Genomic DNA, 7,178 nt, shown 5'->3' with positions numbered 1-7,178 from the left:
TCTCAGAATTTCACGTACGGCCAAGTACGCTGCATTCTTCGAAATTGCGCAAGCCTTGATCTTGAACTTTTTACAGCGCCATCTGAAATCAGACTTTTTACGACCGCATCAACAGTGGCTCTTTAAAGAAACAAGGTGGTTTGGGCTGTCTTCCGGATTGCTGTTGCAGACACCCCAAACCATAGGTTATTCGGTTATTGATAGCAGGAAATCGGCCTCACGTAAAGATATTTGATTCTTATTCTTTAAAACCAGAATTCCGGGTAGCGGCGACGGGGGGCGAGATTGTTGATCAGCAGAGCCACGGCCAGCATCACAACAGCGCCAAGCCCGGCCGGAACCAGCACGTACCAGAAGCCCAGGGCGTGGATTTTGGCGCTTCCGATCACTGCGATCAGGGCGGTGGCCCCGCCGGGAGGATGGAGGGTCTTGGTGGCGTGCATGGCAAAGATTGCCGTGGCAACCGCAACAGCTGCAGCCAGGGGCATGCTGGCCCCGAGCAGTTTGAATGCCGCCACCCCGATCACAGCGGAAATCATGTGTCCGCCCATGAGGTTTCTGGGCTGGGCCAGGGGACTTCTGATGGCCCCGTAGATCAGCACCGCAGAGGCGCCAAAGGAGCCGATGATCATCACCAGATCCGATTCTGGCAGTATTTTGTAGTGAATCAGGGCGACTGCCGCAATGCCCAAAAAAGACCCCCCCCAGGACCAGAGCATTTCCGAAAAGCTGACCCTGGGCGGGCTTGAGGTAACGCCTTTCATTTTTTTGAAATATTGCATGCGTTTTTCCTTTAACATATCTTTGCAAAAAATGATCTCACCATGTCGGCACGGCTGACAATACCCGCAATTTTGCCATCCGGGTCCACCACCGGCACCCGGTTGATTTGTTTTTCGGCAAACAATCGGGAAATCTCCGACAGGGGGCGTTCCCGCGCCACGGTCACCGCAGGGGCGGACATGATATCTGCCGCGGTTTTGCCCCGGATGGGAAGCGCCACGCACCCCTTGTTTTTCAGGCACTGGCTGATAACGCCCATAAATGAGCCCGAGGGCTCAGCCCCCATTTTTTGGAGAAAATCCTTTTCCGAAATCACGCCCAGCACTTCATTTTGTTCATTTACAACCGGAATGCCCGAGATGTTGGCCGCGGCCATGCGCTCTGCGGTTTCCAGCAGGGAGGTTTCCGGGTTAACGCAGACCACCTGCCGGGTCATGACGTCTTTGGCGTGCATGGATTTGGCGATCCGGTCCACGGCATGATTGTAGGCGACACGATAGATCTCCATGAAATCTGCGGGCGTGATATCAATATAGCCCTGCATTTCCTTCATGGCGGCGATAATGTCCTGGTTTTCAAGATCCACGGGCGAGCCGCCCGGACCATCAGAGTTAAACTGCATTACATACCTCCCCTCTATACCTGTTTTAATCGGTTCCATTGAACTTTAACTGTTTTTTGGATATTTCTCTCACCTAAATTGAGCGTTTCAGATTTTTAAAAGCAATTAATTTTAAAGGATAACACCAAGTTATATTTTAAAAATCTGAAACCCTCCGGGATTTTCAATTTTACCGCAGCTACTGCGTCAGATGCAACCTCGCATAGTTGACTATAGCGAGTCCGCATCTTCCTTGTATCTACGGCAAACTTGAAAATCGCTCAAATTAGGTGGAAAGCAGCTGTGCTGTGATATCAAGGCTGGAAAGCGGGCTGACCGCAGCCAAAAACCGGCCGGCCGTGCTGCTGGGTCAGGCGCCGGGCGCCCTGGATGAAAAGCTTGCGCCAAAGCGGTCGGTTCCCGCAGTCCCAAAATATGTGGCGGTGGGGTTTCCGGCCGATGCCATGCGCCGCCGGCCCGATATCCGGCAGGCCGAAAGGCAGTTGGCGGCCCAGACCGCCCGGATCGCTGCGGCCACTGCGGAATTGTATCCAAAGTTTCGCCTGCTGGGAACCATCGGGCTGGAGGCCCTGGATTCGGGCAGCGATTTTTTGGATGCCGGAAGCCGGTTCTGGAATGCGGGGCCCGGGGTGTCATGGAACATTTTCCACGGCCGGGCCCTTCGGCTAAACATTGATTTGCAGACAGAAAAGCAGAAGCAGGCCCTGATTGCCTATGAGTCCGCGGTGCTAAACGCCCGGCAGGAAATCGAGGACACCCTGACCGCCTATTCCAGGGAGCAGATCCGGCAGGCATCACTGGAAAAGGCTGTTGACGCGGGCCGGCGCACCGAGTTTCTGGCACGGGACCGGTACAAAGCCGGGCTTGCGGATTTTTATAACGTGCTCGACGCCCAGCGTTTCCTGCTGGAACTCGAAGACGAGCGCATCCGGTCCATTTGCAGTATCCTTCCTCCACGCCGTGGAGGTCCATGAGCTTTCCTCAGGCCAGGAGCCGGCCTTCTGAAAGGGTAAAGATTTTGGCCAGCTCCTTTAGCGAAAACTGTTCGGAATTCAGCTGCTCGTAGCGCACAGAAGGACCGTTTAAAAACATGTTCACGTCGTCCATGCCCTCGAGCATCATATTGGCCAGCCGGAAAGCGTTCCAGAACACTTCCGGGTTATCCTGGCAGGCAATCATTGTCTCTTCCATATGCAAAGCTTCTTTTTGGGGTTATAAATTTGATGGCGCCATCTGAAATCAGACTTTTTACGGTGCCATCAAATCTGGCTGTTGTTTGCAGTCTGTGAGATAAAATGTCAAGTTTGAACATCAGAATACAGAAAGCGGGTGTGTCATGGAGCAGGCGCTGAAAACCGTAAACACCATTCTTTATTGCAAAAACTGGCAGCAGACCGTTGCGTTTTACAAAGACCGGCTCAGCCTGCCGGTTAATTTCGCAAACGATTGGTTTGTGGAGTTCCGCCTGGCAGGCGGGGCCCGGCTGAGCATTGCCGATCAAAGCCGGGCTTCGGTCAAAAGCTGCGGCGGTGCCGGCATCACCCTGGCCCTGGAAGTCGAAGCCATTGAATCGGTCCGGGCGCAGATAAATGCATCCGGTCTTGCGCCCACCCATATCCGGGATCATCCCTGGGGTGCACGGGTGTTTTATTTTTATGATCCGGAAGGCCACCGGATCGAAATCTGGCAGGAGAAGCCATAGTTATCAAAAGGAAAACAAATCAAGGATCATTTTTTACACCAGGGAGGTATCTTTTTATGCAATCTTCAGGAAAAACCCTGATCAATCCCCCGGGAGCCGAGCAGATTTATCAGCATTTTCAGTTTTCCCAGGCGGTGCGCACCGGAAACAGTGTCTGGGTATCCGGCCAGGTGGGCATTGATGAAAACACAAAGCCCCTTGAAGGCATCGAGGCCCAGGCCCGGGCTGCATTTTCCGCACTGCAGCGGGTGCTGGCCGAGGCCGGCGCCGGCCTGGAAGACGTGGTGGAACTGGTGACCTATCATACATCCATGAAGGAAATCGGCAAATTTTTGAAAGTCAAGGCCGAGTTTATCCCTGAAGATTTTCCCGCCTGGACAGCCGTGGGGGTTACAGAACTGGTGATGCCCGGGCTTTTGTGCGAAATCCGCGCCACGGCCGTGATCGGCAGCGGCAGCAGCAAACAGGACGCCTGACGGGGCTTTATGCCCCGTTGAGCATTTTTTGCCAGTACGCGGGCAGAAGCGCTTTGGGAAAGTCTTTGGGAAAGGTTTGCCGGATGTGTTTGAGTTCAGCCTCAGCCGGCACATCCGAACGGGTCAGGTCATAGATTACCTGCCAGCGGCCTTGTGTTTTTTGCACACAGATCACATACCATGTATCGGCCAGTGCTCCGGGGCGCCCCGGGGTCTGTGCCTCTGTGAGCACAGCGTATTGCCTGTTGGACGCATGCACCGCAAAATCAATGCGTTCGGCTGAAGATGCAATGTCAGATGACTGCGCGTAGTTGTCGCGGACATAGTTTTGCACATCAACGAATGCATCCGCACGGCATCCCGGAAACGATATGCACAAAATCGCCAGCAGGCATATGGAGTGTAGGGAAATCCGCATCAAGTCAATTCCTGTCCGGGTCTGTTCAGCCGGCCAAACCGCTGCCGGCCCTTTGTGTTTGCATTTTTCTGATTTTTGATGTTTATTGCCCGATGGTTTCGTAAAAAGCTTTTTACGATTTTATCCTATTGGGGTGCAATGTTTTTTTCGCCGGAATTGGCAAACCATTTAGCATTGGTGCAATTTCTTTGAAAAGAAAGGAAAAATCATGAAAATCAGAGCAATGTTTTTGATCCTGGTACTGTTTGTCCTTGCGGCGGGCTGCGGAGGGGCCAAAAAACCTGTTTCAGGCACGGAAGCCGATCAGATTGTCAGCGGCCTGGATTCAAACACTTTCGAGTTTGCCAGAAATGAGCTCATTGTCCAGCCGTTCCCAACCGTTAAGGATACAGAGGATTTTCAATTTGTTTATCCGGTCATCATGGAAGCACCCACCCGGCGGTATAACAACAGCCCGGAACCCAAATTCATGAAAGATCTCGCCGAGCTGCTTCAGCGGGATCTCGGAATAGATCTGGATTATGAAAAAATGGCCGGCCTGAAAAAGGCCAAAGTCACCAAGAAGCCGGGTTTTGTCTGGGACCCGGAACTTTACTGGCCCATTGCCGTTAAAAAGGTCCGCGCCGGGAAAAACAAAATCGAGATGTATACCCGGGTAACCGACAGCAGGTCCGGACCGGACCCCCTGGGATTGGATTTTGAAACCGTTATCCAGGTGAAAAGCGGCTCAAAGCTGTTAAAGGAGTACCATAGCCGGGCCGGCTATCATCCGGAAATCAGGCCTGACTTGATAAAAGCACAGCTCATTGAATACTTTGTGCATATCCCTGAACTTAAAAAACATCACATGCCAGATTTTTACATGGGCAACACGGCCGTTCGGGAAAAAATCAAACAGCTATGGGGGAACTGAAAAGCGCGTGGTCCCGGCGATGAATGTCCGGCCATTATGGGACATCTGAAACCTTGCCGGCATTTTCGTTTATGGCAATTCGGCAGTGAATGCCGGCGGCCTCGGCTTTTTGGCGCAATTCCTTGATCAGGCCGAAAAGCTGGTCTTTTTGTTCCTGTTTGCAGGAAAGTTGAATCACGGCTGTTTCAGCGCTGGTTTTTCGTTCCGGCTGGCTCCAGGCCTTGTTTTCCGTTTCCCGGGCCAGGGGCAGGAGCCGGGCCATGGCCTCTGCAGTATCCTGATAGCGGTCTTCGGGATTGCAGCGGCCGGCTTTGCAGATAAACTTCTGCAGGGCTTCGGGGATTTCGGGGAGAACCGCGGCCGGGTCGGGCACGTCATGGAGGCGATGCATTTTGATGATATGGGCCAGCGGTGCATCGCCGTATGGTTTTTGCCCGGTGATCATTTCATATGCCAGCACCGCCAGGGAATAGATATCGGTTCGCGGGTCCACCGGATCGCCCAGGATCTGTTCCGGGGCGTTGTAGTGCATCTGCCCGAAAAATTAATAGGTTTCCGTGCCCACCGGGCAGGCCAGGCCGAAGTCAAGGATTTTGAGCCGCCCGTCGGCCTGAACGAAAATGTTTAAAAGTTCCCTGAACCTGGTTGTCGCAAAAGGTGCCGGCCACGGCCCAGCAGATCCGGCCGCCATTTCTGCCGGCGTTGATTTCGTTAAAGCTGGCATCTGTCGCGGCCGGGCAGACCCCGAACTCGTCTGCCCGGCTGCCGCCCGGCTCCCTGCCGTATTTCATGAATTCCCAGCAGTTTTCAATGGTTTTGTCCATTTTTTCTCCTCCTTTCACAGCCCGGCCGTGATCGGCGCAAAAGACTTCTCCCATGTTATCTGTTTGATCTCATGAAATTTTCGGGTCTGCATTGATTTAAGTCAAGAAAGCGGAATTGTTTGGTGCGGCTTTTTTACCGTAGCAATAAGTGGATTTTTAAATAAAATTTGATAATATCGAAATGCGATATTATGTCTCGATATTGATTATGCAAAAAAAAAAGGAGGCGCAATGATTCGGGATTTGGAACTGGCATTTATCAAGATCCATATTCTCTATCATGCAGACAAGGAGGCGGTTTTCGGCGTAGGCCTGATGGAGGAACTCGCCGGCCACGGGTATGAAGTCAGCCCGGGGACCCTGTATCCGACACTTTCCAAAATGGAGGCCGGCGGATTTTTGATCTGCGAAACCCGCACAGTGGCCCACAAACAGCGGAAATATTACCGGATCACGCCTGAGGGCAGAAAGCTTTTAAACCGCATGCGGGGAAAAATCAAAGAGCTTTACCAGGAGGTCATAGAACAATGATTTATCTTGTTGTTTGCGGGGCGGCCCTTTTTGTGTCCGGTCTCACCCTTTATTCCGGCTTCGGCCTCGGCACCCTGCTGATGCCTGTATTTGCAATCTTTTTCCCCGTGCATGTGGCAGTAGCGGCAACAGCGGTGGTGCACGGGGCCAACAATATTTTCAAGGTCCTCATGGTGGGCCGGCATGCCGACCGGGAACTTGTGCTGCGCTTCGGCATGCCGGCCATCATAGCCGCGTTTGCCGGCGCCGCCGCACTTGGCTATGTATCGGGCTTTGACGCCCTGGCCACTTATTCCATCGGCGCGAAAATCGCCGTAATAACACCGGTCAAGCTGGTGATGGGGATTCTGGTGCTGATTTTTGCCATGTTTGAGCTGCTTCCCCTGCTTCGGAATTTAAAGATCGATCGTCGGCACCTTTTGTGGGGTGGGCTGCTGTCTGGCTTTTTCGGGGGCCTGTCCGGCCATCAGGGGGCGCTGCGATCGGCCTTTCTGCTAAAGACAGGGGTCTCCACCGAGGCGTTTGTGGGCACCAATGCCTTTATCGGCTTTATGGTGGACATGGCCCGGATTCTTGCCTATGGGTTCTTGTTTTTGGCCGCAGGTGCCGCCAGTCCCATCGGCGCAAAACAATGGCCCCTGATCGCCGCTGGAACCGGGGCTGCGTTTATCGGAGTGATCATTGGCAAGCGCTGGCTGCACAAGGTCACCATGACGACAGTTCAAACCATTGCAGGCGTTTTGCTGTTGGGGATTTCCGTCTGTCTGATGGCGGGCATAATCTGATTTGAATTCAAGCGGTTCAGATCACCGCCTTCGCCCATGCCGGCGGCCAGGGGAACATATCCCATCATGGTGGTCACGGATGTCATGATCCCGGGCCGCAGCCCGATTGTGGCCGCCTGGATGA

At 53.4% G+C, this 7,178-nt stretch carries 13 protein-coding genes; 7 read left to right on the top strand and 6 right to left on the bottom strand.

The genetic code is table 11. The features are described from left to right. A partial coding sequence (locus ACTCIA_RS09165) for a hypothetical protein (RefSeq protein ID WP_463001509.1) occupies window positions 1-235 on the top strand: 235 nt, incomplete at its 5' end. Window positions 236-245: 10 nt separating this feature from the next. Here the strand turns inward: ACTCIA_RS09165 and ACTCIA_RS09160 are convergent. After that, window positions 246-782: an HPP family protein gene (locus ACTCIA_RS09160; protein ID WP_463001508.1), complete on the bottom strand. Its 537-nt coding sequence runs from the start codon at window positions 780-782 to the stop codon at window positions 246-248. Between the two features lie 11 nt (window positions 783-793). Further along, complete coding sequence (locus ACTCIA_RS09155; RefSeq protein ID WP_463001507.1) at window positions 794-1,405, bottom strand: CBS domain-containing protein; 612 nt, start codon at window positions 1,403-1,405, stop codon at window positions 794-796. A gap of 287 nt (window positions 1,406-1,692) precedes the next feature. Here ACTCIA_RS09155 and ACTCIA_RS09150 point away from each other — a divergent pair, with 287 nt between their 5' ends. Further along, window positions 1,693-2,379, top strand: a complete 687-nt coding sequence (locus tag ACTCIA_RS09150; protein ID WP_463001506.1) for a TolC family protein — start codon at window positions 1,693-1,695, stop codon at window positions 2,377-2,379. Window positions 2,380-2,386: 7 nt separating this feature from the next. On the opposite strand, the gene ACTCIA_RS09145 is transcribed toward ACTCIA_RS09150, so the two are convergent. Beyond that, entirely contained in the window at window positions 2,387-2,596 is a 210-nt protein-coding gene (locus tag ACTCIA_RS09145) for a hypothetical protein (protein ID WP_463001505.1), read from the bottom strand. 145 nt (window positions 2,597-2,741) lie between these two features. Here ACTCIA_RS09145 and ACTCIA_RS09140 point away from each other — a divergent pair, with 145 nt between their 5' ends. Further along, window positions 2,742-3,107 carry a VOC family protein gene (locus ACTCIA_RS09140; protein WP_463001504.1) on the top strand — a complete coding sequence of 122 codons (366 nt, stop codon included), beginning with the start codon at window positions 2,742-2,744 and terminating at the stop codon, window positions 3,105-3,107. Window positions 3,108-3,163: 56 nt separating this feature from the next. Then, entirely contained in the window at window positions 3,164-3,583 is a 420-nt protein-coding gene (locus ACTCIA_RS09135) for a RidA family protein (RefSeq protein ID WP_463001503.1), read from the top strand. A gap of 7 nt (window positions 3,584-3,590) precedes the next feature. Here ACTCIA_RS09135 and ACTCIA_RS09130 read toward each other — a convergent pair whose 3' ends face one another. Further along, entirely contained in the window at window positions 3,591-4,001 is a 411-nt protein-coding gene (locus ACTCIA_RS09130; protein ID WP_463001502.1) for a hypothetical protein, read from the bottom strand. 208 nt (window positions 4,002-4,209) lie between these two features. On the opposite strand from ACTCIA_RS09130, the gene ACTCIA_RS09125 reads away from it, so the two are divergent. Then, window positions 4,210-4,914 carry a hypothetical protein gene (locus ACTCIA_RS09125; protein WP_463001501.1) on the top strand — a complete coding sequence of 235 codons (705 nt, stop codon included), beginning with the start codon at window positions 4,210-4,212 and terminating at the stop codon, window positions 4,912-4,914. 34 nt (window positions 4,915-4,948) lie between these two features. On the opposite strand, the gene ACTCIA_RS09120 is transcribed toward ACTCIA_RS09125, so the two are convergent. Both ACTCIA_RS09120 and ACTCIA_RS09115 read right to left on the bottom strand, forming a co-directional pair. Next, entirely contained in the window at window positions 4,949-5,446 is a 498-nt protein-coding gene (locus ACTCIA_RS09120) for a protein kinase domain-containing protein (protein ID WP_463001500.1), read from the bottom strand. Window positions 5,447-5,498: 52 nt separating this feature from the next. Then, on the bottom strand, window positions 5,499-5,738 hold the full coding sequence (locus tag ACTCIA_RS09115; protein WP_463001499.1) for a two-CW domain-containing protein: 240 nt from the start codon (window positions 5,736-5,738) through the stop codon (window positions 5,499-5,501). Between the two features lie 231 nt (window positions 5,739-5,969). Here ACTCIA_RS09115 and ACTCIA_RS09110 point away from each other — a divergent pair, with 231 nt between their 5' ends. Both ACTCIA_RS09110 and ACTCIA_RS09105 read left to right on the top strand, forming a co-directional pair. Further along, window positions 5,970-6,269, top strand: coding sequence for a PadR family transcriptional regulator (locus ACTCIA_RS09110; RefSeq protein ID WP_463001498.1), 300 nt, complete (start codon window positions 5,970-5,972; stop codon window positions 6,267-6,269). Continuing rightward, a complete protein-coding gene (locus ACTCIA_RS09105; RefSeq protein ID WP_463001497.1) occupies window positions 6,266-7,054 on the top strand; it encodes a TSUP family transporter in 789 nt (262 codons plus the stop codon). The genes ACTCIA_RS09110 and ACTCIA_RS09105 overlap by 4 nt, the downstream gene beginning before the upstream one ends. The last annotated feature ends 124 nt before the right edge of the window (window positions 7,055-7,178 follow it).

Source organism: Desulfosalsimonas sp., assembly GCF_055149105.1.
This window is presented reverse-complemented; position numbering and strand designations above follow the sequence as displayed.

Bases quoted from the DNA above. Each gene is read 5' to 3' on its own strand.
- ACTCIA_RS09160 (WP_463001508.1), bottom strand. From the start codon at position 782: ATGCAATATTTCAAAAAAATGAAAGGCGTTACCTCAAGCCCGCCCAGG.
- ACTCIA_RS09155 (WP_463001507.1), bottom strand. From the start codon at position 1,405: ATGCAGTTTAACTCTGATGGTCCGGGCGGCTCGCCCGTGGATCTTGAA.
- ACTCIA_RS09145 (WP_463001505.1), bottom strand. From the start codon at position 2,596: ATGGAAGAGACAATGATTGCCTGCCAGGATAACCCGGAAGTGTTCTGG.
- ACTCIA_RS09140 (WP_463001504.1), top strand. From the start codon at position 2,742: ATGGAGCAGGCGCTGAAAACCGTAAACACCATTCTTTATTGCAAAAAC.
- ACTCIA_RS09135 (WP_463001503.1), top strand. From the start codon at position 3,164: ATGCAATCTTCAGGAAAAACCCTGATCAATCCCCCGGGAGCCGAGCAG.
- ACTCIA_RS09130 (WP_463001502.1), bottom strand. From the start codon at position 4,001: ATGCGGATTTCCCTACACTCCATATGCCTGCTGGCGATTTTGTGCATA.
- ACTCIA_RS09125 (WP_463001501.1), top strand. From the start codon at position 4,210: ATGAAAATCAGAGCAATGTTTTTGATCCTGGTACTGTTTGTCCTTGCG.
- ACTCIA_RS09120 (WP_463001500.1), bottom strand. From the start codon at position 5,446: ATGCACTACAACGCCCCGGAACAGATCCTGGGCGATCCGGTGGACCCG.
- ACTCIA_RS09115 (WP_463001499.1), bottom strand. From the start codon at position 5,738: ATGGACAAAACCATTGAAAACTGCTGGGAATTCATGAAATACGGCAGG.
- ACTCIA_RS09110 (WP_463001498.1), top strand. From the start codon at position 5,970: ATGATTCGGGATTTGGAACTGGCATTTATCAAGATCCATATTCTCTAT.
- ACTCIA_RS09105 (WP_463001497.1), top strand. From the start codon at position 6,266: ATGATTTATCTTGTTGTTTGCGGGGCGGCCCTTTTTGTGTCCGGTCTC.